Origin of the sequence: Nonomuraea sp. NPDC052129, from assembly GCF_040680095.1 — a bacterium.
In the GTDB taxonomy this organism is placed as follows: Bacteria; Actinomycetota; Actinomycetes; order Streptosporangiales; family Streptosporangiaceae; genus Nonomuraea.
This window is the reverse complement of the sequence record NZ_JBFAVX010000002.1, coordinates 636,069-660,629: the sequence shown is the minus strand read 5'-3', so window position 1 is coordinate 660,629 and position 24,561 is coordinate 636,069. Positions and strand designations below refer to the sequence as shown.

General features: G+C 68.3%; 25 protein-coding genes. 9 read left to right on the top strand and 16 right to left on the bottom strand.

Annotated elements, in window-relative coordinates:
- The first annotated feature begins 68 nt into the window (after positions 1-68).
- Complete coding sequence (locus tag AB0L53_RS07730) at positions 69-848, top strand: hypothetical protein (RefSeq protein ID WP_363991891.1); 780 nt, start codon at positions 69-71, stop codon at positions 846-848.
- A 94-nt stretch (positions 849-942) separates the two neighbouring features.
- Here AB0L53_RS07730 and AB0L53_RS07725 read toward each other — a convergent pair whose 3' ends face one another.
- The 5 genes from AB0L53_RS07725 to AB0L53_RS07705 form a co-directional block, all read right to left on the bottom strand.
- A complete protein-coding gene (locus AB0L53_RS07725; protein WP_363991889.1) occupies positions 943-1,965 on the bottom strand; it encodes a right-handed parallel beta-helix repeat-containing protein in 1,023 nt (340 codons plus the stop codon).
- Between the two features lie 9 nt (positions 1,966-1,974).
- Positions 1,975-2,979, bottom strand: coding sequence for a pectinesterase family protein (locus AB0L53_RS07720; RefSeq protein WP_363991886.1), 1,005 nt, complete (start codon positions 2,977-2,979; stop codon positions 1,975-1,977).
- Positions 2,980-3,137: 158 nt separating this feature from the next.
- Positions 3,138-4,889 carry a biotin carboxylase N-terminal domain-containing protein gene (locus AB0L53_RS07715; RefSeq protein ID WP_363991932.1) on the bottom strand — a complete coding sequence of 584 codons (1,752 nt, stop codon included), beginning with the start codon at positions 4,887-4,889 and terminating at the stop codon, positions 3,138-3,140.
- Between the two features lie 2 nt (positions 4,890-4,891).
- Positions 4,892-5,125, bottom strand: coding sequence for an acyl-CoA carboxylase subunit epsilon (locus tag AB0L53_RS07710; protein WP_363991883.1), 234 nt, complete (start codon positions 5,123-5,125; stop codon positions 4,892-4,894).
- Positions 5,122-6,660, bottom strand: a complete 1,539-nt coding sequence (locus AB0L53_RS07705; RefSeq protein ID WP_363991880.1) for an acyl-CoA carboxylase subunit beta — start codon at positions 6,658-6,660, stop codon at positions 5,122-5,124. Before AB0L53_RS07705 ends, AB0L53_RS07710 begins: the two co-directional genes overlap by 4 nt.
- Positions 6,661-6,739: 79 nt before the next feature.
- On the opposite strand from AB0L53_RS07705, the gene AB0L53_RS07700 reads away from it, so the two are divergent.
- Positions 6,740-7,423, top strand: a complete 684-nt coding sequence (locus tag AB0L53_RS07700) for a TetR family transcriptional regulator (RefSeq protein WP_357952415.1) — start codon at positions 6,740-6,742, stop codon at positions 7,421-7,423.
- A 6-nt stretch (positions 7,424-7,429) separates the two neighbouring features.
- Here the strand turns inward: AB0L53_RS07700 and AB0L53_RS07695 are convergent, their stop codons facing one another.
- From AB0L53_RS07695 to AB0L53_RS07680, 4 genes are all read right to left on the bottom strand, one after another.
- Positions 7,430-8,494: a TIGR03617 family F420-dependent LLM class oxidoreductase gene (locus AB0L53_RS07695; protein WP_363991876.1), complete on the bottom strand. Its 1,065-nt coding sequence runs from the start codon at positions 8,492-8,494 to the stop codon at positions 7,430-7,432.
- A 9-nt stretch (positions 8,495-8,503) separates the two neighbouring features.
- Positions 8,504-10,075, bottom strand: coding sequence for an AMP-binding protein (locus tag AB0L53_RS07690; protein ID WP_363991873.1), 1,572 nt, complete (start codon positions 10,073-10,075; stop codon positions 8,504-8,506).
- Positions 10,076-10,124: 49 nt separating this feature from the next.
- The gene (locus tag AB0L53_RS07685; protein WP_363991871.1) at positions 10,125-11,042 is read right to left on the bottom strand and encodes an SDR family NAD(P)-dependent oxidoreductase; all 918 of its coding nucleotides are present in this window, start codon (positions 11,040-11,042) and stop codon (positions 10,125-10,127) included.
- Positions 11,043-11,501: 459 nt separating this feature from the next.
- Positions 11,502-12,113 (bottom strand): TetR/AcrR family transcriptional regulator, encoded by a 612-nt coding sequence (locus tag AB0L53_RS07680; protein ID WP_363991869.1) that lies wholly within the window; start codon positions 12,111-12,113, stop codon positions 11,502-11,504.
- 109 nt (positions 12,114-12,222) lie between these two features.
- Between AB0L53_RS07680 and AB0L53_RS07675 the strand changes: the two genes are divergently transcribed.
- A complete protein-coding gene (locus tag AB0L53_RS07675; protein ID WP_363991865.1) occupies positions 12,223-12,519 on the top strand; it encodes a DUF3817 domain-containing protein in 297 nt (98 codons plus the stop codon).
- A gap of 85 nt (positions 12,520-12,604) precedes the next feature.
- On the opposite strand, the gene AB0L53_RS07670 is transcribed toward AB0L53_RS07675, so the two are convergent.
- Positions 12,605-14,104, bottom strand: a complete 1,500-nt coding sequence (locus AB0L53_RS07670; protein ID WP_363991862.1) for a serine/threonine-protein kinase — start codon at positions 14,102-14,104, stop codon at positions 12,605-12,607.
- A 188-nt stretch (positions 14,105-14,292) separates the two neighbouring features.
- Positions 14,293-14,670: a PPOX class F420-dependent oxidoreductase gene (locus AB0L53_RS07665; RefSeq protein ID WP_363991860.1), complete on the bottom strand. Its 378-nt coding sequence runs from the start codon at positions 14,668-14,670 to the stop codon at positions 14,293-14,295.
- A gap of 102 nt (positions 14,671-14,772) precedes the next feature.
- Between AB0L53_RS07665 and AB0L53_RS07660 the strand changes: the two genes are divergently transcribed.
- Positions 14,773-15,225 (top strand): helix-turn-helix domain-containing protein, encoded by a 453-nt coding sequence (locus tag AB0L53_RS07660; protein WP_363991857.1) that lies wholly within the window; start codon positions 14,773-14,775, stop codon positions 15,223-15,225.
- Between the two features lie 25 nt (positions 15,226-15,250).
- On the opposite strand, the gene AB0L53_RS07655 is transcribed toward AB0L53_RS07660, so the two are convergent.
- Positions 15,251-16,309, bottom strand: a complete 1,059-nt coding sequence (locus AB0L53_RS07655; RefSeq protein ID WP_363991855.1) for a D-2-hydroxyacid dehydrogenase — start codon at positions 16,307-16,309, stop codon at positions 15,251-15,253.
- 61 nt (positions 16,310-16,370) lie between these two features.
- A complete protein-coding gene (locus AB0L53_RS07650; protein WP_363991853.1) occupies positions 16,371-17,441 on the bottom strand; it encodes a FadR/GntR family transcriptional regulator in 1,071 nt (356 codons plus the stop codon).
- Between AB0L53_RS07650 and AB0L53_RS07645 the strand changes: the two genes are divergently transcribed.
- The 4 genes from AB0L53_RS07645 (at position 17,428) to AB0L53_RS07630 (ending at position 21,963) form a co-directional block, all read left to right on the top strand.
- Positions 17,428-18,510 (top strand): ABC transporter substrate-binding protein, encoded by a 1,083-nt coding sequence (locus AB0L53_RS07645; protein WP_363991850.1) that lies wholly within the window; start codon positions 17,428-17,430, stop codon positions 18,508-18,510. The genes AB0L53_RS07650 and AB0L53_RS07645 overlap by 14 nt on opposite strands.
- A 92-nt stretch (positions 18,511-18,602) precedes the next feature.
- Positions 18,603-19,439: a sugar ABC transporter permease gene (locus AB0L53_RS07640; RefSeq protein ID WP_363991848.1), complete on the top strand. Its 837-nt coding sequence runs from the start codon at positions 18,603-18,605 to the stop codon at positions 19,437-19,439.
- Entirely contained in the window at positions 19,436-20,299 is an 864-nt protein-coding gene (locus tag AB0L53_RS07635) for a carbohydrate ABC transporter permease (protein WP_363991845.1), read from the top strand. The genes AB0L53_RS07640 and AB0L53_RS07635 overlap by 4 nt, the downstream gene beginning before the upstream one ends.
- Positions 20,296-21,963, top strand: a complete 1,668-nt coding sequence (locus AB0L53_RS07630; protein ID WP_363991842.1) for an alpha-amylase family glycosyl hydrolase — start codon at positions 20,296-20,298, stop codon at positions 21,961-21,963. The genes AB0L53_RS07635 and AB0L53_RS07630 overlap by 4 nt, the downstream gene beginning before the upstream one ends.
- Here the strand turns inward: AB0L53_RS07630 and AB0L53_RS07625 are convergent.
- The 3 genes from AB0L53_RS07625 to AB0L53_RS07615 all read right to left on the bottom strand — a co-directional run bounded on the left by AB0L53_RS07625 (position 21,896) and on the right by AB0L53_RS07615 (position 23,268).
- The gene (locus AB0L53_RS07625; RefSeq protein ID WP_363991839.1) at positions 21,896-22,165 is read right to left on the bottom strand and encodes a hypothetical protein; all 270 of its coding nucleotides are present in this window, start codon (positions 22,163-22,165) and stop codon (positions 21,896-21,898) included. The two genes, AB0L53_RS07630 and AB0L53_RS07625, sit on opposite strands and share 68 nt — an antisense overlap.
- Positions 22,162-22,650, bottom strand: coding sequence for a hypothetical protein (locus AB0L53_RS07620; RefSeq protein WP_363991837.1), 489 nt, complete (start codon positions 22,648-22,650; stop codon positions 22,162-22,164). Before AB0L53_RS07620 ends, AB0L53_RS07625 begins: the two co-directional genes overlap by 4 nt.
- Before the next feature lie 180 nt (positions 22,651-22,830).
- Positions 22,831-23,268, bottom strand: a complete 438-nt coding sequence (locus tag AB0L53_RS07615) for a MarR family winged helix-turn-helix transcriptional regulator (protein WP_363991835.1) — start codon at positions 23,266-23,268, stop codon at positions 22,831-22,833.
- A 225-nt stretch (positions 23,269-23,493) separates the two neighbouring features.
- Here AB0L53_RS07615 and AB0L53_RS07610 point away from each other — a divergent pair, with 225 nt between their 5' ends.
- On the top strand, positions 23,494-24,561 hold the full coding sequence (locus tag AB0L53_RS07610) for a glycerophosphodiester phosphodiesterase family protein (RefSeq protein WP_363991832.1): 1,068 nt from the start codon (positions 23,494-23,496) through the stop codon (positions 24,559-24,561).

The following is a 24,561-nucleotide window of genomic DNA, read 5'->3' as shown; positions in this document are numbered from 1 at the left end:
CGCGTGCCGGCTGACCGAGATCGCCGTCCACCACACGGGTGGGTAGGTCTGATCGCTAATGTACCGGGATGAGTGAAGCGTTCCCCAGGCATGTGCTGTGCGTACTCGGCTCCGGGATGGCCCTTTCAGAGATGGAACGGGTCGCGGCGGGCTTCGGCGGGTTCGTCCTCGACCGTGAGTACTCCGAGGCCGAACCCGACCCCCGGATGCCGGAGGCGTTCGAGGCCAGCATGGCGGCGGCCTCGTTCGACGAGACGGACTGGGCCGCGGTCGAGTCGCACGACACGGTGGGCTACTTGCTGTCCATGCCGATGATGCGGGAGCTGGCGTTCGACACCTCCCGGCGGCTGCTGGCGGTGACGGCGGCGCTGTTGCGGTCCGGCGCCACGGCGGTGAAGAACGAGAGCAGCGGGATCGCGCACGGCCGGTACCGCTGGCTCACGCTGGCCGATGTAGCGGCCGACGTCCCGGACAAGGGCCTGGCCGATGTCCCGGACGCGGGCTTGGCCGACACACTCGTCACCGCCTGGGTGAAGCGGCCGATCTACGACGGCCAGGTGCTCTACAGCTGCGGCATGCACCTGCTCGGCGCGCCCGAGGTGGAGATCGAGGTCGGCGCGGAGCCGCCGGCGAAGGACGAGCTGCCTGAGCTGGTCGCGCTCCTGGACACGCTGGCGGTCTACCTGCTGACCGATCCGCGCGCGGCGGAGATCGAGGACGGCGCCGGTTTCCGGATGACCGAGGACGCGCCCCGCTGGTCGCTGCGCACCGGCCCGTGCGACCGTTACGACGAGGACGATCTGTTCTTCAATCCGTACGGATATGTCCGGCTGACTCGCTCGGAGTGACGGACGCCAACCCCCGGACGTGAAGCTTCCGGGATCTCAGTCGCCGGCCGCCCGCGTCCCAGGTGATGGACGCGCGCGGCCCGCGACGTGAGCGTCAGGCGCCGATGTTCGCCTGGGCTCCCGCGAACGTCCTGAGCAGGGACGGGACGTCGGCGGCCGGGTCGAGCGCGTAGGAGTAGAACGAGCCGGGAGTGAAGGCCGAGCCGCTGGTGGTCCGCTTGCCCGTGCAGCTGACGCAGACGCTGCCGCTCTGGCGCAGCTGGGCGGCGGCGTCGGGGTAGTAGGGGTCCTTGACGTGGTCGTAGTAGCTGTTCTCGATCACCATCTTGGTGGCGCCGCGCGAGTAGTTGCCGTAGCTGGTGATGTTCTGCAGATAGTTGTTGTAAAGGTGGGCGTAGGCGACATTGTCGGTGCTGGGGTTGCGCTGGTTGTTGTCGTGGATCCAGTTGTGGTGGATCGTCATGCGGGCGGTGACGTTGTCGGTCCAGCCGATGCCGAACGACTTGTTGTTCTCGGACAGGACGTTCCAGGAGACCGTGAGGTAGCTGGTGTCCTTGCGGCTGTCGATCAGGCCGTCGTTCATCCGCGTGATCGTGTTGTGGTCGATCCAGACGTGGTGGGCGGTGTCCAACTGGATGCCGTCGTAGTCGTAGAGCTTGTCGTCGGGGTCGTCGTCGGCCATGCGGGTGTCGCGGATGGTCAGGTTGCGGATGATCACGTTGCTGACGCCGGTGCCCAGGAAGAAGCCGCCGTTGACGATGTGACCGCTGGTGCCGACGCCGACGATGGTCTTGTTCGAGGCGACCTTGATCTCGGTGCCGTACGGGGTGACGGTGATCGCGCCGTTGACCCGGATGGTGTAGGGGGTCGCGGCGGTGGCGTACTTGACCAGGTCGGTGTAGGTGGTGACGGTGACCGTGGCGCCGGCCGCGCCGCCGGTGGTGGTGCTCAGCCCGTTTCCGCTGGTGGCGGCGAACCCGTCGGCGGTGCTCGGCCAGGTGCGCGCGATGCCCACCGGTTCGAGGGCCCGCTGCTGGTGGGTTCCGCCCGCGGCGGGGGCGGCCGTCCCGAGCGCGGCCAGGACGGTCAGCGCGGTGAACGTTGCACGGAAGTTCATGATCCTCCCTTAGGAGATGGGGTTCCAGCCGTCGGAGCCGGCCAGGTACCTCTGAGGCGTGTAGTTCGCGGCCTGGGCGTCGCTGTACTGCGGCCGGTTGGCGTTCGAGCCCGCCCCCGAGCCGTTGTTCCGGTACTCGAAGAAGCGGGCGTTCTTCCACGAGTTGCCGGACATGTCGGTCCACGGCTGGCCGGTTTTGATCACCGAACTGAGCGTGGACTCCCGGTAGAGCACCTGGGCATTGGGCCGCCAGGGACGGCCCAGCGTGGTGGTCCCGGCCGCGGACGCTCCGGAGATCCGCGACTTGTAGAACAGGAATCCGTAGCTCTTGGCGGCGTCGGTGCTCGCGGCCGTGACCGGGCCGCCGGTGCCGCGCTTCTCGAAGATGTCGCAGTTGTCGAAGACGATGGTGCCGCCGCCGAAGATGAAGTCGACGGTGCCCTCGACGTAGGAACCGGCGACGTAGGCGCGGGCCGCGTTGTTGACCAGGAAGGTGTCCTGGTCGCCGAGCAGGCGTACGTTGCGCAGGACCGCGCGGTCGGCGTTCAGGTTGAGCGCGACCGCCTGGTGGCCGGTGACGTTCGGGTTCTCGTCGAAGTCGTTGGAGATCGTCAGGTTGGTGGCGACGAAGTCATGGCCGTCGACGAAGGCGGTGGCGCTGTTGAAGGTCCCGTACTGGCCCGCGTAGTGATTGTTGACGATGACGGTCTGGGCCGCCGAAGAGCCGAGTCCCTGGAGCGTGATGTACGGCTTGTTCGCCGGGATCCGGACGATCTCGCGATAGGACCCGGCCGCGATGGTGATCGTCACCCGGCCGGCGTTGCCCGCGGGCACGGCGTCGACGGCGGCCTGAACGGTCCGGTAGGTGCCGGAGCCGTCCGCCGCCACGGTGGGCTTGGCCAGGGAATCGAAGGCCCGTTGCTCGTTGCTGTCGGCCGCCGCCCGCGGTACGGCTCCGCAGACCATCGCCGTGGCCGCCAGCAAGGCGGCGCCTGCCTGCTTGCGTACGAACATGTCGCGTTCCCCTTCCTCTCGTCGTCACCGAGGAAGAGGCACCTTGAGCGGGAAGTCAACTCAACAAGCGCGGGCGAGTCGAAATCCCAAGGTCACGCGTGAAGCTTTCAGGCGAGGAGCGGTAGTGGCGCGGACGCCTCGGCGATCAACCGCCGGGGTCACGACGGGTCCTTGATCTCGCAGATCACCGCGCCTGCCGCGACCGTCGCGCCGACCTGGGCGGACATCCCCACCACGGTGCCGTCCTTGTGGGCGGTGAGCGGCTGCTCCATCTTCATGGCCTCCAGGACCACGATGGTGTCGCCCTCGCGCACGGTGTCGCCGTCGGCGGCCACCAGCTTGACGATGGTGCCCTGCATCGGGCTGACCAGGGCGTCTCCGCTGGGCGCGGACCGCACGGCACTCGTGCCTCGGCGGCGCGGGGCGGCGGCCCTGGGCGGGCCGGCACTCTGCGGACCGCCGAGCCCGGCAGGCAGGACGACCTCCAGGCGCTTGCCCGCCACCTCGACGGTGACCCGGTCCCGCTCCACCGGTTCCGCCGTGGCGGCCGGTCCGGCGTAGGGGGCGAGCTGGTTGTCGAACTCGGTCTCGATCCAGCGGGTGTGGACGGTGAACGGCTCGGCGGTGAACGCCGGGTCGTCCACGACCGCGCGGTGGAAGGGCAGCGCGGTGGGCATGCCGTCGACCTCGAACTCGGCCAGCGCCCGGCGGGCGCGCTGGAGCGCCTGCTCGCGGGTGGCGCCGGTGACGATCAGCTTGGCGACCAGGGAGTCGAAGGAGCCGGGCACGGTCTCGCCCTGTTCGTAGCCGCCGTCGAGACGGACGCCAGGGCCTGAGGGGGCGTGCCAACGAGTGATCGTGCCGGGGGCGGGCAGGAAGCCGCGGCCGGGGTCCTCGGCGTTGATCCGGAACTCGATCGAGTGGCCGCGAGCCTGCGGGTCGTCGTAGCCCAGCGGCTCGCCGTCGGCGACGCGGAACATCTCGCGTACGAGGTCGATGCCGGTGACCTCCTCGCTGACCGGGTGCTCGACCTGCAGCCGGGTGTTGACCTCCAGGAAGGAGATCGTGCCGTCCTGGCCGACGAGGAACTCGCAGGTCCCGGCGCCGACGTAGCCGGCCTCACGCAGGATGGCCTTGGAGCTGTCGCGCAGCAGGGCCTCCTGCTCCGCGGTGAGGAACGGCGCGGGCGCCTCTTCGACCAGCTTCTGGTGGCGGCGCTGGAGCGAGCAGTCGCGGGTGCTGACCACGACCACCCCGCCGTGGGCGTCGGCCAGGCACTGGGTCTCGACGTGGCGGGGCCGGTCGAGGTAGCGCTCGACGAAGCACTCGCCCCGCCCGAACGCCGCAACCGCCTCGCGGACCGCGCTGTCGTACAGGTCGGGGATCTCCTCCAGGGTGCGGGCGACCTTGAGGCCGCGCCCGCCGCCGCCGAAGGCCGCCTTGATGGCGATCGGCAGGCCATGCTCCCGCGCGAACGCCAGGACCTCGTCCGCCCCGGACACCGGGTCGGCCGTTCCGGCCACCAGCGGCGCTCCTACCTTCTGGGCGATGTGCCGGGCCTCGACCTTGTCGCCGAGGGCGGTGATCGCGGGCGGCGGCGGGCCGATCCAGACCAGCCCGGCGTCGATGACCGCCTGGGCGAAGGCGGCGTTCTCCGCCAGAAAGCCATAACCGGGATGTACGGCGTCGGCGCCCGACCGCGCCGCCACCTCGATGATCTTGTCGATCGACAGGTACGTCTCCCCCGGCGTGGCGCCGTCCAGCGCGTACGCCTCGTCGGCCATGCGGACGTGCAGCGCGTCGCGGTCGGGATCGGCGTAGACGGCCACGCAGCCGATGCCGGCGTCCCGGCAGGCGCGGACGATGCGGACGGCGATCTCGCCGCGGTTGGCGATCAGCACTTTGCGCAGGCTCACAGGTGTCCTCCCAGGTTCCAGCTCGACTCCCGCCAGCCGCGCGGGCCTGGCACGAGGGGACGGCGCAGCACACGCCGTGAGCGGGTGACGGCGGGTCGCGGGGCGTCGGCCGCCGGTCGCACCAGACGCAAAGCCACGACCAGGGCGGCGAGTTCCTCCGGCGTCGGAGCGCCCTTCACCACGCGCACCTCGACTTCGGGCGCCCGCTCGACGTCCTCGATGTTACTCACAGCGGTATGTTCCCGTGCTTCTTGGGCGGCAGGGCGTCGCGCTTGCCGCGCAGCAGCCGCAGCGCCCTGGTCACCTCGCGGCGGGTCTCGCTCGGCCGGATGACGGCGTCCACGTAGCCGCGTTCGGCCGCCAGGTACGGGGTCGCGAGGGTGTCCTCGTACTCGTGGACCAGCTCGGCGCGCAGCGTGTCGGGGTCGTCGGCGGCGGCCAGGCGTTTGCGGTGCAGGATGTTGACCGCGCCCTGGGCGCCCATGACCGCGATCTGGGCGGTGGACCAGGCCAGGTTGACGTCGGCGCCCAGGTGCTTGGAGCCCATCACGTCGTACGCGCCGCCGTAGGCCTTGCGGGTGATGACGGTGACGAGCGGGACGGTGGCCTCGCCGTAGGCGTACAGGAGTTTGGCGCCGCGCCGGATGATGCCGTTCCACTCCTGGTCGGTGCCGGGCAGGAAGCCGGGCACGTCCACCAGCGTGAGGACCGGGACGCTGAAGGCATCGCAGGTGCGTACGAACCGGGCGGCCTTCTCGGAGGCGTCGATGTCGAGCGTCCCGGCCAGCCGCATCGGCTGGTTGGCCACCACGCCGACCGGACGGCCCTCGATCCGGCCGAAGCCGACCACGATGTTGGGCGCGAACAGCCCCTGCACCTCCAGGAACTCTCCGTCGTCCAGCAGCGCGCCGATCACCTCGTGCATGTCGTACGGCTGGTTCGGCGAGTCCGGGACCAGCACGTCCAGCGCCAGGTCGTCGGCCGAAGGCTCCAGGTCCGCCTCGAACACCGGGTGCGGCGGCTCGTCGAGGTTGTTGTCCGGCAGGTACGACAGCAACGCCCGGACGTAGTCCAGCGCGTCGTCCTCGTCGTGCGCCAGGTAGTGGGCCACGCCGCTGCGGCTGTTGTGCACCCGCCCGCCGCCGAGTTCCTCGAACGTGACGTCCTCGCCGGTCACGGTCTTGATCACGTCCGGGCCCGTGACGAACATGTGCGAGGACTCGTCCACCATGACCGTGAAGTCGGTGAGCGCCGGCGAGTACACGTGACCGCCCGCGCAGGCACCCATGATGAGGGAGATCTGCGGGATCACACCGGAGGCGCGGATGTTGCGGCGGAAGATCTCGCCGTACAGCCCGAGCGAGACCACACCTTCCTGGATGCGCGCCCCGGCGCCCTCGTTGATGCCGACGATCGGGCACCCGTTGCGCATCGCCAGGTCCATGACCTTGCAGATCTTCTGCCCGTACACCTCACCCAGACTGCCGCCCGCGACCGTGAAGTCCTGCGAGAACACGCACACCTGGCGGCCGTCCACCGTCCCGTACCCGGTCACCACGCCGTCGCCGTAACCGAGCGAGCCCTTCATGAGGGCGTCCAGTTCGACGAACGAGCCGGGATCCAGCAGCCGCTCGATCCGCTCGCGGGCGGTCAGCCTGCCCTTGGCGTGCTGCTTGGTCGCCGCCCGTGCCTCGGCGACGTGGACGGCCTCGTCGAGCCGCTCCTTCAGGCGGGCGAGGCTGCCCGCGGTGTCAGGTGGTCTCATCCATCACCGTCCATGGGACTGAGTTTCATAAGTACGGTACTGAGTTTCGTACGTTTTGGACACCCCTGAATCCGGAAGAATGGCCCCTGTGCCGAACCCGAGCATCAGCCACCGCCTGGCCGAAGCCGCCGTCGCCCTGTTCGACGAGAACGGCTACGACGCCACGACCGTGGACGACATCGCCGCCCGGGCGGGCGTGAGCCGCAGCACGTTCTTCCGCCACTACCACTCCAAGGAAGACGCGATCTTCCCCGACCACGACGCGCTGCTGGCCAAGATCGACACCCGCCTGCGCGCCTCCGCCGCCGACACCGCGATCGTGGCCATCACCGACGCCGTACGCCTCGTGCTCGCCCACTACGTCGACGACGCCGAGGTGTCGCTGCGCCGCTACCGCCTGGTCCGGGAGGTGCCCGCGCTGCGCGACCGGGAGATCGCCAGCGTGGCCCGCTACCAGCGGCTGTTCCGGGAGTTCGTCGGCGAATGGCTCGGCGACTCGCCCGACGCCGGACTGCGGGCCGAGCTCATGGCCGCCTCCGTCGTGGCGGCGCACAACCAGGTCCTGCGCGGCTGGCTGCGGGCAGGCGGCGCCTACGATCCCTTCGGGCTCCTGGACCACGCTCTCGGCTACGTCATCGCCACGTTCCGCCACCTGGAGCAGCCCCAGGAGAAGGGCGAGCAGGTGGTGGTGGCCACCTTCAGCCGCTCGGCCTCGCCGCGGGCCGTCATGGACGCCATCCAAGCCCACCTCGAGACCCGCTGAGACGGCCTATCGCTCGCCCACAGGGTGGGCTCGCTCTCCTACGGGCAGGACGGAGTCGTGGAGCGTGGCCAGGGCGGCGCGGATCTCCGCCTCCGGTGTGCCCGCCGGTGGATGGAGGTGCACCTGGCCGACCAGCCCGCCGAACCGGCGGCGCAGCTCCGCCGCCACTTCGGGCAGCGTGCCGCTCGTACAGAACGTGTCGAGCACCTCGTCATCGACGAGGTCGGCCATCCGGTCCCAGCGATCGGCCTCCGGACGGACCGACAGCGCGTGGAGCCGCTCGTGTAACTCCTCCCAGCCGTGGAGGGCGAGAACCCCCCGATAGGCGGGGGTGGAGCCGTAGAAGGCGACCCGGCCGCGCAGCATTTGCCGCTGCTCGTCGACGGAGCCTTCCGGTGCGTACACGTGCGCGAAGCCCGGGCAGTGGACGCTCACCTCAGACCGGTCACGGCCGGCCCGCTCCAGGCCCTCCTCCAGAGCCGGCAGGGTGATCTCGCGGAAATACCGTTCGGTGCTGAAGCCGTGCGGGATCAGCCCGTCCGCCACCTCGCCGGCCAGTCGCGTCATGGCCGGGCCGACCGCGGCGAGGTGGATCGGCGGATTGTCGTGTCCGTGCGGCGCCGGGCGGAAGGTCGCCGTCATGAGCGTGTGCCGGTAGTACTCCCCCGTGTGCCGTACCTCCTCGCCCTTGTTCCAGTCGTTCCAGATCGCGCGCAGGGCGGTGATGTACTCCCGCATCCGGGTCACCGGTTTGCCCCACCCCATGCTGAAGCGGCGAGTGATGTGGGGCTTGGTCTGGGTGCCGAGGCCGAGAACGAAGCGCCCGCCGGAGAGCGCCTGAAGGTCGTTGGTCACGTACGCCAACGCCATCGGCGTGCGCGCGAAGGCGACCGCGATGCCCGTCGCGAGCCGCACCCGGCTGGTCGCCTGGGCGGCCAGCGCCAGTGGCAGAAAGGGATCGTGATCGACCTCGGTGGTGGTGACGACGTCGAAGCCGGTCTCCTCGGCCCATCCGGCGAACCGCGCGACCTCTGACGACGGCGGGCCGCCGACGTGCGCACCTACCTTCACCTGTACTCCTTATATCGATGGGTTGATGTAGGCATCGCGCAGCTTGCGGCGTTGCAGCTTGCCCGTCTCGGTCCGCGGGAAGTCGGCGCGGAACTCGTACCGGCGCGGGATCTTGAACGAGGCCAGGTACTCGGCGCAGTGCGCGCGGAGTTCGGCGGCCAGTTCGTCACCGGGCACCGCGCCGGCGGCCGGTTGAACGACCGCGAGCACGCTCTGACCCCAGTCCGGATCCGGCACGCCGATGACCGCGACGTCGGCGACGGCGGAATGCGTGATCAGGGCCTGCTCGATCTCGGCCGGATAGATGTTCACGCCGCCGGAAATGATCAGGTCCGTCCGCCGGTCCAGCAGGAACAGGTAACCGTCCTCGTCGAAGTAGCCGTAGTCGCCGGCGGTGACCAGGTCGCCCCGCCGCGCGGCCGCGGTCTTGTCCGAGTCGTTGTTGTACTCGAAGGCCGGCCGCCGCCCCGACGTGCCGAAGTAGATGGTGCCCGCCTCCCCGACAGGCACCTCCTTGCCGTCCTCGTCGAGGATCTTCACGTCCGTGTTCGGCACCGGCCGTCCCACGGTGCCGGGCTTGCGCAGCCACTCGCGCGGGCTCACCAGGGAGACGCTGCCCTCGGTGGACCCCAGGTACTCCCACACCCGCGGGCCCAGCCACTCCATCATCTGCTGCTTGATCGGCACCGGGCACGGGGCACCCGCGTGGATGACCGCCTCCAGGCTGGACAGGTCGTACGCGGACCGCACCTCCTCCGGCAGGCGCAGCAGGCGGTGGAAGTGCGTGGGAACCATGTGCACGCTGGTCACGCGGTATCGCTCCACCGCGCGCAGCACATCCTCGGCATCGAACCTGTCCTGGAGCACCACCGTGTGGCCGAGGTGCAGGAAGGCGGAGGCGTGGCCGCTGGGAGCGGCGTGGTAGATCGGCGAGCACACCAGGTGTACCCCCTCGGCCACGGTGATCTCGTAGCGGGAGACAAAGGCCGTGAACGACGTGATCGCCGCCTCCGGAAGGACGTCCGGCAGCGGGAACCGTACGCCCTTGGGGCTGCCCGTGGTGCCCGAGGTGTAGCCCATGACGGACCCGAGCCGGCGCTGCGGCGGCGTGTCGGCCGACTCGCCCGCACCCAGCTCCGGGTAGGGCCGCCAGCCGTCCACCGCGCCACCGACCACGAACCGGTGCTCCGGCAGCGACTCCGGCGGCAGCGTCGCCGCCTGCTCGGCGTCCATGACCACGACCTTGGCCCCGGAGTCCTGGATGATGTACCGCGTCTCGGCCGGGGCCAGCCGCCAGTTCACCGGAACCAGGAACATCCCGACCTGCCCCAGGGCCAGCGACAACTCCAGATACTCGTGACCGTTGTGCACCGCCACCGCCACGGCGTCGCCCGCCGTGAGACCGTGCGACCGCAGGGCGCGCGAGACGCGGTTGACCCGCGCCAGCAGCTCGCCGGAGGTGAGAGCCGATCCGTCCGGATCGATGATGGCCACCCGGCCGGGCTCGGCGGCGGCGATCTCATAGAAGCCGATGGGTGCCGTGGGCGATGGGGTGGTACTCGATTGAGTAGCAGAGGACATAGCGCTTCCCTCTCCTGTCGGCATGGACGGGCCTAAGGTGATGATCGGCTCACTTGGGGATCTGTGCCATGAAGAGCGATGGCGGAAGGCCGTCGGCCTTGGGGCGGAACGACTTCGCGACCTTGGCCGCGAGGTCCTGGAGGTCCCACGGGCCGTCGGAGGCGACGGTCTCGACGACATCGGGGGTGTTCCACAGCCTGACCTCGTACCCGGCGGCGCCGAGCGTACGCCCCGACAGCCAGTCCGACTCGGTGGAGGCGAGGTAGGTGACGATCGGCCCGATGTTGTCCGGCGACATGACCTCCGCGAGGCGGGAGTCGTCGCCGACCTTCTTGTCGTCGGGGACGGTGGCGGTCAGGCGAGTGGCCGCGCCGGGGGCGATGGCGTTCGCGGTCACGCCGTACCGGGCCAGGCCGTTGGCGAGTGAGGCGGTCAGGCCGATGATGCCCATCTTCGCGGCGGCGTAGTTGGGCTGGCCCGGGGAGCCCTGGAGCGCCGAGTCCGAGGTGAAGTTGATGACGCGGTAGTGGCCGTCCGGGTTGCGCCGGCCGCGCCAGTACGCGGCCGCGGGCTTGATCGTGCTGTAGTGGCCGCGCAGGTGCACCCGGATGACGGCGTCCCAGTCCTCCTCGGGCAGATTGAAGATCATCTTGTCGCGGAGGATGCCGGCGACGTTGACGACGATGTCGAGCCCGCCGTAGTTCTCCACAGCCAGGTCGACCAGGCGCCGGCCGGTCGCGGTCTCGGCAATGTCGCCGGTGTCGGCGACGGCCTGGCCGCCGTGGTCGTTGATCTCCTTGGCGACGTCCTGTACGGGACCGGCGTCGCCGCCCGTGCCGTCCGGGCCGGCGCCGAGGTCGTTGAGCACGAGTTTCGCGCCCTGGGCGGCGAACATCCGGCCGATGGAGGCGCCGATGCCGCGACCCGCGCCGGTGATGATGGCGATCCTGCCGTCGAGAGCTCCCATGGAATGCCCTTCCTGTGTGCGCAGCGGTCGTTAGGACTGTTCAGTGGGGATCGGTTCCGTCAGGTAGGCGGGCCGTACCTTGCTGGTCGGCTGCAGATCGCCGGACGCTAGATCGCCGGACGCTAGACCGCCAGACGCTAGACCGCCAGACGCTAGACCGCCAGACGCTAGACCGCCAGACGCTAGATCGCCGGACGCTAGATCGCCAGCCGCATCGGCGGACGCTCGATCGGCGGAGCGTCGGCCGGGCAGGAAGACGGCACCGCGACGATCCGGCCGGGGCGGCTCTCGTCTGTGAGCGTCACGGGCTGGGGGCCATGTCTGTGCTCCTTCCGGGAGGCCGCGTCAGGGCCGTATCCGTGAGCCGATCAAGCCGTTGGCGCGCTGATCCGCACGCTAATACAGACGAACTTGGTCTGTAAATAGCCGCTCAACAAGTGACCGATTGTCCTGAAACAGTCAGACCGCTGACTGGTAGCCGACGGCCGACAGCACGAAGTCGACGGTCTCCTCGGCGAACTTCTCCTTGCGCTTGATCAGCGCGGGCATCTGGCTGGCCGGTGTCGACAGAACGTGGTTGGTCAGAATGCCCGCGACCGCGTCCAGCACCCGAGCCGGGGATGTCCCCGCCGGAAGTTCGCCTCGGTCGATGCCGCTCACCACGATGGCGCGGCCCTCCCTGATGCGCTCTCGCTGGAGCCGCTCCAGCGCATGACCGAACAGCTCCGGATAGACCTTGGCCTCGATCTGCGCCCGTAGGATGACCAGACCCCGTCGATCGAAGTAGCCGTCGAGGATGTTCACCGCCATGACGACCAAGTCCTCCCGCAGCAGCCCCGACCGTTTCGGGGCATTCGGGTCAGGGTCGGGGTGCATGGCCGTCAGCGCGTCGACGATCAGCTTCTCTTTGCTGCCCCACCTGCTGTAGAGGGCCGCCTTCCCCACCCGCGCCCGCCGCGCCACCACGTCCAGGCTGAACCCCGCCCAGCCCACCTCGCCGTACAGGTCGAGCGCCGCGGCATGGACCCGCGCTTCGAGGTCCGGGTCCGGCGGGCGACCTCGTCCACTCATGGACTCAGTGTGCCAGACGATCATGCACCCCAGAACGACCCTTGGCCGCCGCTCGCCATCCTCTACAGCCTGTAGAGTATCCGCGTCATTTCGGGCGAAAGGGTGAGAAATGCTGGGTTGGTTCCGGGTCGTGGCAGTGGCCGAGGCATGCTCGTGGGCAGGGCTGCTGGTCGGGATGTTCTTCAAGTACGTGACCGCGACCGGCGAACTCGGGGTGAAGGTGTTCGGGCCGATCCACGGAGCGCTCTTCGTGCTGTACGTGATCGGCGTGCTGCTCTCGGCGCGCGAGGCGGGCTGGAGCCGGGGCGCGGTGGTGCTGGGCCTGGTGTGCGCGGTGCCGCCGTTCTGCTCCCTGTGGTTCGAACGGCGGATGGCGGCGCGCGCGGCGGCCGGCCAACCCGCTTAAGGGAAGCCACCGGGGATGCCGTTCGCGCCGACAGCAGTCACGTTCGGCGCGAACGTACGCCGCGCCGAACGCCGGCCGGGCCGGGCTACAACGCCTGGACCAGGGCCACGATCACCGAGGTCAGCGCGATCGGTCCCATCACGGCCACCGTCACCACGGTCGCGCTGCGGCCGGGCAGGAAGCGGGCGAGGATGTCCGAGGCGGCCCACCGTACCGTCCCCGAGCCAGGCAGCACGAACAGCCCCAGCGTGAACGCGCCGGCGGCCAAGGACTCCGCGTGGCCGACGCTCAACCGGCCGGCCATGTGCAGGAAAGTCGCGGCGGCGATGCCGAACGCCAGCGACAGGAGCATGTGACCTCCCGCCACGAGCGCCTCCCTGGACAACGTCCGCTCGTTCTCGCCCAAAAAGTATTCGGCCACGCGCAACGCCAGCGTGAGCGCCGCCGCCAGCAGCCCCATGGCGACCGGCATGACGACGGTCAACGCCATCAGCGTCACGACCGCGAGCACCCCGACGAACCCGCTACCGGCCAAGAATCGCTGGAGGTCGAAGGGTTCCTTGGGAGCCGGAGCCGGGCGGCGCTCCTCCGGCTGATCGATGTGGACGGTCGGCGCCGGGGCGGGTATGTACGGCGACTGCTCCTGGCGCCTCGCGGCGTAGTCGACCGGCGGGAGCAGATCGGAGACGGCGTCCATGGTGAGCGTGCTGTCTCCGCGCCCCTTGGCCTCACCCAGGCGGCTCGCTGGCGTACGATCTCCGTGCCATTCGGCCTGAGCCGGGCGGCCCGCCGGATCGAGCGCCCTGGCCATCCGCAGCAACTCCCGCGCGCTGGGCCGGGCCGCCGGATCGACCTGCAGCGCCCGGCCGAGCCAGTCCCGCAGCCACACCGGCGCCTTGTCGAGCTGCACCCGCCCTTCCATCGTGTTGAAGCAGACCGTCTCGAACGCCCCCGTCCCGAACGGCGGCAACCCCGTGGCGGCGAAGAACACCGTCGAGGCGAGCGCGTGCACGTCGGCCGCCTGGGTGATCTGGGAGTCGCGGATGATCTCGGGCGCCAGATAGCCCGGCGTCCCCACGAACATGCCCGTCAGCGTGAGCCGGGTCGCGTTCACCAGATGCGCGATGCCGAAGTCGATGACCAGCGGCTCGCCGCCGACCAGCATGACGTTGGACGGCTTGAGATCCCGATGGATCACACCGGCCGCGTGCACGTCCACCAGCGCCTGGCACAGCCCCTGGGCGAGCCTGATGACCTCGCGCGCCTCCATCGGGCCCTGGGACAGCACGGCGTCCTCCAGCGTGCGGCCCGCGGCGAAACGGGTCACCACATACGGCCGGCCGCCCGTCAGCTCGGCGTCGATCACCTCGGCGACGTACGGGCTACGCACCCGCCGCATGGTCTCCACCTCGCGGACCAGCCGGTCACGGGCCTTGAGGTCGGCGGCCACATGCTGGTGCAGCACCTTGATCGCGACTTTGCGGCCCGCGCCGTCGAGACCGAGGTGGACGACCCCCATGCCGCCTTCGCCGATCTTCTCGATCATCCGATAAGGGCCGAGCTGCTCCTGAGCCTGAGTGCCCATTCCCGACGTCATCCTCCGTGATCCCCCCTTGATCCCCCCTGCCACGCCGCGCATCTGTACGCCCTGGCTCGGACATTCTGCCTCAGCGATTTCCCCGAGATGCACAGTAAGCGAAGATCGATGCTCCTCTGCCCAGGCAACTTCTCCGCGCGATCCGTACCGAGCAAGACGGCGTGCGACAGAGCGCCTCAGCCCATGGTCTGCCGATCGGGCTCGATGAGCGCGACGACCCGCTCCACATCGCGCGTGTAGGGGCCGCCGATGTACTTCGTCGAGATCCGGTCGACGATCTCCCAGGCGGCGTCGCCCTCGATCCACTCGACGACCCTGCCGCGGACGATGACCGGCTGGAACGGGTTGTCCGGCGGCGTCAGGGAGAGTGCGACCCGGGGGTCGCGTCGCAGGTTGCGGGCCTTCTGGGAGCCCGGGCCTGTCATGATCGCGACTTGCTCGCCGTACGTGCCGACCCAGACCGGAACGGAGTGGGGAGCGCCGTCGGGGAGGACGGTGGCGAGGTGGGCGAGCGAGGTGCCGTCGAGCACGCGGCGTACGTCAGCGTTGAGCATCGTGATCATCTCCTGGCATGAGTTCTTTGGGTTCCTTGAAGAGACTCCATGACCGTAACACTCGAAGTTCCCTAAGGGAACCCCAATTGCTAGACTCCGCTCATGCAACGCACGAACTTCAGGGAGATGGCCTGCTCCATCGCACGCACCCTCGACGTGATCGGGGAGCCGTGGTCGCCGTTGATCCTGCGTGACGTGTGGGCCGGGGTGAGCAGGTTCGACCAGATCCAGGCCGACCTCGGGATCTCCCGCAAGGTGCTGACCGAGCGGCTCAACCACCTCGTCGACCAGGGCGTGCTGGAGCGCCACGCCTACGACATGCGGCCGCGCTACGAGTACCACCTGACGGCGAAGGGCAGCGAGCTCGTCGACCTGCTCATGGTCATGGCCGGCTGGGGGGACAAGTGGCTCGCGGGCGAGGCCGGCCCGCCGGTGCTCTACCGCCATCACGCGTGCGGTGAGATCAGCAGCGTCGACCTGCGCTGCGCCCACTGCGGCGAGCCGATGCACGCGGGCGACGTCGACCTGCTGCCCGGCCCCGGCGCGGCCGGGTGACCGACTTCTTCCAGGAACCCGCAGGTCAGTAGAACTCGACGGTGTCGACGACGTTCACGAGCGGATGCCCGTCGAGCAGCCGCGTGGCATTGTCCGCGAACAGCTCGACGACGGCCGCCTCCTCGTCGACGGCGAGGGCTGCCGTATGCGGGCTGATCAGGACGTTCGGCATGGTCCAGAGCGGGCTCTCGGCGGGCAGCGGCTCGACCTCGAACACATCGAGGGCGGCGAAACCGATCCGTCCGTCCTCCAGCGCCGCGACGAGCGCCGATTCGTCGACCACGGTGCCTCGGCCCACATTCACGAATGTGGCACCGGGTTTGACCCGGGCGAGCAGTCGTTCGTCGACGATTCCTTTCGTCAGATCGGTGCCCGGCAGCGCGCACACGATCGCGTCCATGTCTCCGATGACCTCGGTCAATTCATCGACGCTGACAAATCTGTCGACATCGGGGTGCTTGGCGTCGGCGTGGCGCGAGGTTGCCGTAACACTCATGCCCAGCGCCGAGAGAGATCGAGCGACGGCCCGGCCGATCCCGCCGAAACCAAGAATCAACACCTTTTGCCGGGAGATTTGCCGAGACATCCACCGTTCGCTCCAGCGGCGCTGGCTTTTCAATTGCAGCAGCCGGGGAAGGTCTTTGGCACCACTGAGAATGCCCAGGACCACGAACTCCGACAGCGGCGACCCGTGCACGCCGGCGGAGGTGGTGAAGGTGACCCTCTCGAGGTGCGACGGGCTCAGTCCGGCCCTCCCGACCTGCTGACCACCGCCGGCCGAGGTCGCGTGCACCCAGCGAAGACGTGGGTTCGACCGCACCGCCCGACCCAGCGCCGCGGCATCGACGTCAGGGATCCCGAGCAGCGCGTCGGCTGAATCGAGGAGTGCCTCGAATTCCGCCTGCTGTTCAGGGGTCCGCCGAAATTCCGGGTCGCCGGAGAAATCCGCCCGGTGCCGTATGGGGGGAAGCAGTGAGAGATCATTGAGCAGGGTTACACGGGGTTCGCGCTCTATGATGCGCTGGTAGGACTCCTCATGAAGAGGATTGGCAACAACTACTCGAAGGCGTTTCTGGCCGGGCAAAAGTCGTTCCTCGTTCAGTTTTTCGTCATCACTAAATTTTCGTCATCACCAGATTCGCGGGTCAGCTCTCGACGAAGAGCCGTTGCGCACGCCGCCAAGCCTCTACGGAAGTCGCCATGTGCACCTTCATCGCGTGCCGCGCCTGATCAGGGTCGCGTTGTTCGATCGCGCGCAGGATCTCCGTGTGCTCCTCCAGCGCCAGTGAGATCGCGCCGGGGAGACGATCAGTAAGCTGACGCGCGTTCAGGAGAAGATCACCCACGCCTTCGAGCACGTTACGGAACGCCACGTTGTGACTGGCGACCGCCAGCGCCGCGTGAAAGGCGACGTCGGCACGGTAGGCTCCGTGGCCGTCCCGGTGGGCGCGCTCGTAGTCCTCCAGGGCGAGGCCGATCGCTTCAAGGTCGGCGGGCGTCGCCTCGGTCGCCGCACGCTCGGCGATCGCCGTCTCCAGCACCCGCCGCAGTTCATAGATATCCCCAACGGCCTCCCCTGCCAGTAATGCCGAGATGGCCGCGGACTCGACGGCCTCGTCCACCGGTACGGAGGTCACCCTCGCCCCGACGCGTGGGCGGACATCGAGGTACCCCATGGTCACGAGCGACTGAACCGCCTCCCGGACGGTGTTGCGGCCAACCCCATAGGCCGCCATGAGCTCCTTCTCGTTCGGCACCTTCGAGCCCGGTGGCAGCTGACCGCTCTTGATCTTGAACAGGAGATCGTCGGCGATCGAAGCCGACAGGTTCCTCCTGGTCGCCTTGACACGAGGTTCGATCATGTGCTCTACTCCATTCATCCTACAAATGGGATTAATCGGAATAATAGCGAGATTCCGACATATCAGCAAATCCCCGCCGACTTGATTTGTGGCGCTCCGACGACACACCTCACAAGCAACCAGAGAAAGCACAATGATGTTGACAGGTGAACGACGTCTGTTCCGTGCCGTTTCGGTGATCGGGGCGGTCTCAGCGCTGGCCGTAGCGCTCACAGCGTGTTCCGACTCCCAGAAGTCGGACGCCACCAGTGCGCCGCTCGATTCCGCGCAGGCCAAGTCGGCGAAGGGAAATATCTCGGTCTGCGGGCCAACGGACTCGTCGGGCGTCTGGAAGGCGACGATGGCGGCCTTCAATAAGGCGCACCCGGAGGCATCGGCCAATTACGTGGAGCTAGGAGCGTCGGCCGACGACCAGCTTCAGCAGATCACGCAGCGAATGCAGACGAAGTCCACCCAGTGCGACGTCGTCCGGCTGGATGTCGTTTGGACGGCACAGCTGGCCGCTCAGGGATGGCTCGCGGACATGAGCAACGTCATCAAGTCCAAGCTGGACAAGCTCATCCCCTCCACGGCCGGCACCCTGCTCTACAAGGACAAATACTGGGGCGTCCCGTTCTATTCGAATACGGGCCTGCTCTTTTACCGCACCGACCAGGTCAAGCCGCCGAAGACCTGGCAGGAGCTCTACTCCTACGGTGAGGCCGACCCCAAGAAGGGATTCCTCTACCAGGCGTCGCAGAGCGAGTCGCTCACCGTCAGCTTCCTTGAGCAGCTGTACAGCGCGGGCGGCGAGGTGCTGAACGACAAGGGCGAGGTCGCCATCAACTCGCCGAAGACGGTTGAGGTGCTGACGTTCATGCAGAACGGCATCACCAAGGGCGCCGCGCCGAAGACCGTGCTGACGTACGACGAGGACGCCACCCGCCTCGCGTTCGAGGGCGGCGCCGGGGCGACGATGCGTAACTACCCCTACGCCTATGCCGCCGGTCAGAAGTCGGCGATCGCCGGCAAGTTCGCCGTCATGCCGCTGCCCGCATGGCAGACGGCGGGCGAGGGCGTCGGCGTGCTCGGCGGCAGCAACGTCGCCGTCAGCGCGTTCTCCAAGAACCAGGCGGGCGCCCTCGCGATGATCGACTTCATGACCAGCGACAACTGGCAGGAGCAGATCGCCGTCAAGAACTCGCTCGCTCCCGCCGTCGCGGCGGCCTATACCTCCGAGCCCGTCAAGAAGGCTCTGCCGTTCTCGGACGTGCTGCTGAAGGCGCTGACGAACGCGAAGTCCCGGCCGGTGTCGCCCGTCTATCCGCAGATCTCGCAGGCGATCTACCAGACCGTGGGCAAGGTGCTCTCCGGAGAACTGGCTCCGCAGCAGGGAGCCTCGCAGATGGCAGACAAGGTCGCCAGCGCCCTGAAGACGTTCTGATAGCGATGCTGTTCTCCCGATCCTCGAGGCACCTCTCCGAATCGAACGAGAGGCGCCTCGCAGGGCGTATGGTCGCGCCCGCCCTCATCCTCATGGCCGGCGTCGCCGGCTATCCCGTGCTCTACGCGATCTGGCTTTCGCTGCACCAGTACAGCGTCATCACCCCCGGGCTCTCCCGGTCCGTCGGCCTCGGAAACTACATAGCGCAGCTCACCTCGCCGGCGTGGTGGAAAGCCGTCGGTAACACCTTCCTCTTCACCCTGATCTCGGTTCCGCTTGAGCTGGTCATCGGCATCGGAATGGCGCTCATGCTGAACGTCGCGTTCCGGTTCAGGACGCTGCTGCGCAGCATCGTGTTGCTGCCGTACGCGATTCTGACCGTCGTGAGCGCCATTACCTGGCGGACCATCTTCGACCCGGACCTGGGTCTCGTGTCCACCTTGCTCAGCTCCCTCGGTGCCACCGACTCCGGCGTGGTCTGGCTGGGTCAGAGCGGATACGCGATGGCGGTGGTGATCCTGGCGGACGTCTGGAAGACGGCGCCCTTCGTCGCGCTCCTCGTGCTCGCCGGGCTCCAGGTCATTCCCGCGGATCTGCGCGAAGCCTCGCAGATCGACGGCGCCGGCGCATTCCGGCACTTCCTGAGCATCACGCTGCCCCTGCTCTGGCCGGCGATCGCCTTGGCGATGATTTTCCGGACGCTCGACGCGCTGCGCGTTTTCGACCTGCCGTTCGTGCTGACGCGTGGCGCGTATGGCACGGAGACGATGTCCGTACTGGCCTACCAGACCTTGCGCGGCAACCAGCTGATCGGCGAAGGATCCGCGGTGTCGATCCTCACCTTCGCCATCGTCATGCTCGTGTCCTTCATCTATATCCGCTTCGCCGGCGGCAACATCCGTTCGGTCGCCAAGGGAGGCTCGCGATGACCAAGGCGAACCCCGGTCGGCGGCGGCCCCGACGGCGCGGAGCGGAGCACAATCCGCTGTTCTGGTGCGCCGTCATCGTCGTTATGATCTTCTCGCTCGTGCCGCTCTATTGGCTCATCAACACCTCGCTGAAGGCAGGGCCCGATCTCTCCACGGCGAGTCTCACCCCGCCGCGCCCCACTCTCGGGAATTACCTGGCGATCCTCGGCGACAGCCATTTCCTGGGCGCCCTGATCAATTCCGTCATCGTGGCGTCGACGACGACCATTCTCGCGCTCGCCGTCGCGTCGTTCGCCGCCTATCCCCTTGCCCGGCTCAGGATGCGCGGCAAGTTCCTCATCCTGAGCATCGTGCTCTCGGTGACGACTTTCCCGGGCATCGCGATCGCCGCGCCGATGTTCTCCCTGTGGAACGATCTGGGGCTCTACAACACGCTCGTCGGGCTGATCATCCCCTACCTGACGTTCACGCTGCCGCTGTCGATCTACACCCTCGTGTCCTTCTTCAAAGAGATCCCCGTGGAACTCGAAGAGGCGGCCTACATCGACGGCACCTCCCCTTTCCAGGCGTACTACAAGGTCATCCTGCCGCTCGCCGCGCCCGGCATCGCCACCGTGGGAATCCTCGCCTTCATCTTCGCCTGGAACGAGTTCCTGCTCGCGGCCACGCTCACCTACAGCCCCGAGGCGCGTACGGTTCCGGTCGCCATCGCGTTCTTCACGGGCGCGAGCGAGTACGAGCAGCCGCTCGGCACGATCAGCGCCGCGTCCGTGATCATCTCCATCCCGCTCGTCCTCCTGGTGCTGGTCTTCCAGAAGAAGATCGTGTCCGGCCTCACCGCGGGGGCGGTGAAGGGATGACCACCCAGGTACCAGGACAGTGGTGGCGCGAAGGGGCCTTCTACCAGGTGTACGTGCCGTCGTTCCAGGATGGCGACGGGGACGGGTTCGGCGATCTGCGGGGCGTGGAGCACCGCCTCGACTACATCGCGGCACTCGGCGTGACCGCGATCTGGCTGAGCCCGATCTACGCTTCGCCGCTACTGGACTTCGGCTACGACGTGTCCGGATACACGGAGGTCGGGGCGGTGTTCGGCGATCTGGCGACCTTCGAGCGGATCGTTCGGGGGGCGCACGATCGAGGGCTGCGTGTCGTACTCGACTACGTGCCCCAGCACACCTCCAGCGAGCATCCATGGTTCCGTGACGCCCTGTCGAGCCGCGACAGCGCGCACCGGGACTGGTATCTCTGGCACGACCCGAAGCCGGACGGCAGCCCGCCCAACAACTGGGCCTCCGCGTTCGGCGGCTCCTCCTGGACCTTCCACGAGCCGACCGGACAGTATTACTACCACGCGCATCTGCCGGAGCAGCCGAGCCTGAACTGGCGCAACCCGGACGTCAAAAACGCGATGTTCGACGTGATGAGATTCTGGCTCGACCGTGGGGTCGACGGGTTCCGCGTGGACGCGGTTTGGCGGCTCATCAAGGACGCGCGACTTCGCGACAATCCGATGGATGACGGCAGCGAGTCGTTCGAGATCGGCGGCGCGGCGGCCCACACGACCGTGCGGCAGATTCAGAAGTACACCGCCGACCAACCCGAACTCCCGGGCCTCCTCACGGAGATGCACACGGTCACCGAGGACTATGCCGACCGGATGCTGATGGGTGAGCTCCATCTCAAACTCGAACGCGTCGCCGCGCTCGGGTCGCGAGGGCTGGACATCGCGATGAACTTCTCCCTCATCGACACCCCCTGGAACGGCGTCGACCTGGCGAAACTCATTCAGCGCTATTACGCCGCGCTCCCGGCCGGCTCGCACCCCAACTGGGTACTGAGCAATCACGACCGCTCTCGTCTGGCCAGTCGAATCGGAACGGAACGCGTACCCGGCGCACTGACCCTGCTGCTCACACTCAAGGGAACGCCGACACTCTATTACGGCGACGAACTCGGTCTCCCCGACTCCCCCGTCGACAGCGCGCACGCCCGCGACTGCGCCGAACTACGCGCGCCCGGTCTCGGCCTCGGCCGTGACCCGCAGCGGATGCCCATGCCGTGGCAGGAGAAGCCGGCGCACGCCGGATTCAGTCCCGATGACGTCGAGACTTGGCTGCCCATACCTTCGTGGGCGGGAGAGTTCAGCGTCGAGAGCCAGGAATTCGACCCCGGCTCGGTCCTCTCCCTCGGCAAAGAACTCCTGACGCTCCGAAAAGAGCTGGCCGTACTGCGCGAAGGCAGTATCACCGTGTTGTCCGCCCACCCGGACCATCTCATCTATCGCCGCGGTGACGGCGAAGACGCGGTTCTCGTGGCGGTGAATCTTTCCGACCGTGACCAGAGAATCGCGCTTCCTGATGCCAGGAACACGCTTTGGTCATCGCATGCGACCGTCAACGAGCGAGACCAGCCGACCGACGCGGTCACCCTCGCGCCTTTCGAGGCACGGCTCCTTACTGGGTCTCTGGGGAATGGTTTCGCATCCGCCGTACAACCAGCAGTCCACCGACGCCCGGAATGACGGCGCGCCGGCGGGCGCCCGCCGGGAGGGCGGCCGGAGTGAGCAGAGCGGTCACGACGATCACGAGGTAGGCCGTGCCGTGGAGCGGGCCGACCAGCGTCGCGACCGCCGGCGTATGCGTGGTGAGCAGGTTGCCCAGCAGGATCATCAGCGAGACCAGCTCCACGGCCGCGGCGAGCCGCAACGTACGCAGGAGGGTCATGCCGTGGCCGAGCCGGGACGGACGATCATCAGCACGACGACGGTCGCCCACAGCAGGTTGTACATCCCGGCGAGCATGGAGAGCTTGCGCAGTCGTTCGCCGCCGTCGGGGGTGGCGAGCGCGTCGCGTTGCCGCGGGTAGATCTGCAGCGCCAGCAGGCCGCCCGCCACCGCGGTGAGGATCATGGACACGGTGATCCAGATCTCGCCGATCCGGCCCTGCACGAGGGCCGCGGCGATCCCGACCACCGGCACGACAATGCCGAAGAGACCGTAGCCCCGGGTGATTCGGTGCAGCGCGGCGGCCACGGCCCGATTCCGCTCGGTCTCGGTTGAGAGCTGCGTCGGCGCGTCGCCGACCGCCGAACCCACGCCGACGTCGGCGGTAACGGGTGCATAGCGGGGAAACAGGCTGGCCGCGATGGCCGATCCGCCGACGAACACGATGCCGGCGAGTACGTGTATCGACAGCAACAGACCTTCCATGGATACTCCCTCATAGCCTTCAGGTTGCCTGAAGGCTAGCACGAAAGCTTCAGGCAGGCTGAAGGTTGTTTGAGCGGGATGTGCCACAAAGCCGCGCGACCAGTCAGCGCGCGAACAGTCAGTCAGCGGCGCTCGAAGGAGTTAGTCGGGCCCCGACGCAGCCAGCGGCCCCCGAAGCAGTTAGCGGGCCTCGAAGGCGGCGCGGACGGCGTCGGCGATCTGCCGCTGGATCGGGTCGGACTCGGGACCGAACAGGTGCTCATCCACTCCGGCCACCGCCTCTTTGGCCGCCTCGAGGAGGCGCGCACCATCAGGCGTGAGCTCGATCGTCGAGGCGGAACCGGCGCGGGCGACACTGTCACTCACGAGCCCAGCGGCGGCCAGCGCCTTCACCGCGCTGTGGGCGCTCTGCACCGTGGTCCCCGACATCCGCGCCAGATCGCTGAACGACACCCCAGGCACACCGGCGATGTGACCCAGCAGCCCGAGCTTGCTGACCGTGAGGTCGAGCGCGGCCAGAGCGGCGTTGAGCTCGGCCTCGATCCGGCGCGCCAGAGTCAGCAGCACGACGGAGACACTGGTCACGGGCGGACCGGGACGGCCGTTCTCGGTGGTCATCCCTCCAGTTTCCCGCACCCCGGAAGGCCGCATCGACACAGTAGGGCTCGCGCCGGCTGACGATCGTGTCCATGCTGAGCCGGCGGGAGTCGTCGGCCAAGCTTCGTCGGGCGTTCCCCGTGCCGTCACAGATGATCGGCAGCCTGGTGCGCGGTAGGAGAGGCGCCCGTCTCGGACGGGACGTACGTCCTCTCGCGTTCGACCGCAGGAACAGGACGACTGACGATGATCGGATTGCGCGCCGCAGCGGCGGCCGTCGCTCTCACCCTCGCCGCCGCGGCCTACCCCGGACCGGCCGCCGCCGATCCGGGGCTCGACCGGCACGGCCGCCGTACGTTCGACCTCCAAGCCCACCGGGGCGGGCTGGGCCTGGTGGTGGAGAGCACGCTCGCATCCTTCGCCAACGGGCTGCAGGTCGGCGTGAGCACGCTCGAACTGGACATTCAAATCACCGAGGACGGCAAGGCAGTCGTCACGCACGACCGGCGGGTGGACGCCCGCAAGTGCCAGGACACCGGCCCGGTCACTCCCGGCGATCCGGAGTACCCGTACGTCGGCAAATACCTGAACACGCTCACCTTCGCCCAGGTGCAGACCCTGGACTGCGGGTCCCGGACGCTACCGGACTTCCCCGGGCAACGGCCGTCGCCGGGTGCCCGCATGCCGCTGCTGCGCGAGGTGTTCGACCTGGTCAAGCGCTACCGTGCGAACGACGTGAAGCTGAACGTGGAGACCAAGGTGGAGGCCGGCGCGCCGAGCGAGACCGCGCCCCGCGAGCAGTTCGTACGGGTGGCGGTCGAGGAGATCCGGCGCGCCCACATGCTGCGGCAGGTGACGATCCAGAGCTTCGACTGGGGCTCGCTCATGCTGATGCGCCAGGTCGAGCCGCGCCTTCCCCTGGTGGCGCTGACGAACATCGACTTCCTGCAGACCGGCAAGCCCGGCGCCTCCCCCTGGCTGGGCGGGATCGACATCGACGACTTCGGCGGCGACCCGCTCAGGGCCGTCAAGTCGTTCGGCGCCGGCGCGTTCTCGCCCGTGCACGGCAGCCCGCAGAACGGCAAGGTGACCGATCCCGGCTACCAGGCCTACGTCACCCGGGAGATGGTCGACCAGGCGCACCGCCTCGGCCTCAAGGTGATCCCGTGGACGATCGACGACGAGGCCACCATCAACAAGCTCATCGACGACGGCGTCGACGGCATCATCACCGACTACCCCGACCGCCTGCGCACCGTGCTGGAGACGCGCGGCTTCACACTGCCGAGGCAGTACGCCGAGCCACGCGCCTGA

Coding starts and splice junctions, on each gene's coding strand:
- AB0L53_RS07730 (WP_363991891.1), top strand. CDS start 69: ATGAGTGAAGCGTTCCCCAGGCATGTGCTGTGCGTACTCGGCTCCGGG.
- AB0L53_RS07725 (WP_363991889.1), bottom strand. CDS start 1,965: ATGAACTTCCGTGCAACGTTCACCGCGCTGACCGTCCTGGCCGCGCTC.
- AB0L53_RS07720 (WP_363991886.1), bottom strand. CDS start 2,979: ATGTTCGTACGCAAGCAGGCAGGCGCCGCCTTGCTGGCGGCCACGGCG.
- AB0L53_RS07705 (WP_363991880.1), bottom strand. CDS start 6,660: ATGAGACCACCTGACACCGCGGGCAGCCTCGCCCGCCTGAAGGAGCGG.
- AB0L53_RS07700 (WP_357952415.1), top strand. CDS start 6,740: ATGGCCCCTGTGCCGAACCCGAGCATCAGCCACCGCCTGGCCGAAGCC.
- AB0L53_RS07690 (WP_363991873.1), bottom strand. CDS start 10,075: ATGTCCTCTGCTACTCAATCGAGTACCACCCCATCGCCCACGGCACCC.
- AB0L53_RS07685 (WP_363991871.1), bottom strand. CDS start 11,042: ATGGGAGCTCTCGACGGCAGGATCGCCATCATCACCGGCGCGGGTCGC.
- AB0L53_RS07680 (WP_363991869.1), bottom strand. CDS start 12,113: ATGAGTGGACGAGGTCGCCCGCCGGACCCGGACCTCGAAGCGCGGGTC.
- AB0L53_RS07675 (WP_363991865.1), top strand. CDS start 12,223: ATGCTGGGTTGGTTCCGGGTCGTGGCAGTGGCCGAGGCATGCTCGTGG.
- AB0L53_RS07670 (WP_363991862.1), bottom strand. CDS start 14,104: ATGGGCACTCAGGCTCAGGAGCAGCTCGGCCCTTATCGGATGATCGAG.
- AB0L53_RS07665 (WP_363991860.1), bottom strand. CDS start 14,670: ATGCTCAACGCTGACGTACGCCGCGTGCTCGACGGCACCTCGCTCGCC.
- AB0L53_RS07660 (WP_363991857.1), top strand. CDS start 14,773: ATGCAACGCACGAACTTCAGGGAGATGGCCTGCTCCATCGCACGCACC.
- AB0L53_RS07645 (WP_363991850.1), top strand. CDS start 17,428: ATGGCGGCCTTCAATAAGGCGCACCCGGAGGCATCGGCCAATTACGTG.
- AB0L53_RS07640 (WP_363991848.1), top strand. CDS start 18,603: ATGGCCGGCGTCGCCGGCTATCCCGTGCTCTACGCGATCTGGCTTTCG.
- AB0L53_RS07635 (WP_363991845.1), top strand. CDS start 19,436: ATGACCAAGGCGAACCCCGGTCGGCGGCGGCCCCGACGGCGCGGAGCG.
- AB0L53_RS07630 (WP_363991842.1), top strand. CDS start 20,296: ATGACCACCCAGGTACCAGGACAGTGGTGGCGCGAAGGGGCCTTCTAC.
- AB0L53_RS07625 (WP_363991839.1), bottom strand. CDS start 22,165: ATGACCCTCCTGCGTACGTTGCGGCTCGCCGCGGCCGTGGAGCTGGTC.
- AB0L53_RS07620 (WP_363991837.1), bottom strand. CDS start 22,650: ATGGAAGGTCTGTTGCTGTCGATACACGTACTCGCCGGCATCGTGTTC.
- AB0L53_RS07615 (WP_363991835.1), bottom strand. CDS start 23,268: ATGACCACCGAGAACGGCCGTCCCGGTCCGCCCGTGACCAGTGTCTCC.
- AB0L53_RS07610 (WP_363991832.1), top strand. CDS start 23,494: ATGATCGGATTGCGCGCCGCAGCGGCGGCCGTCGCTCTCACCCTCGCC.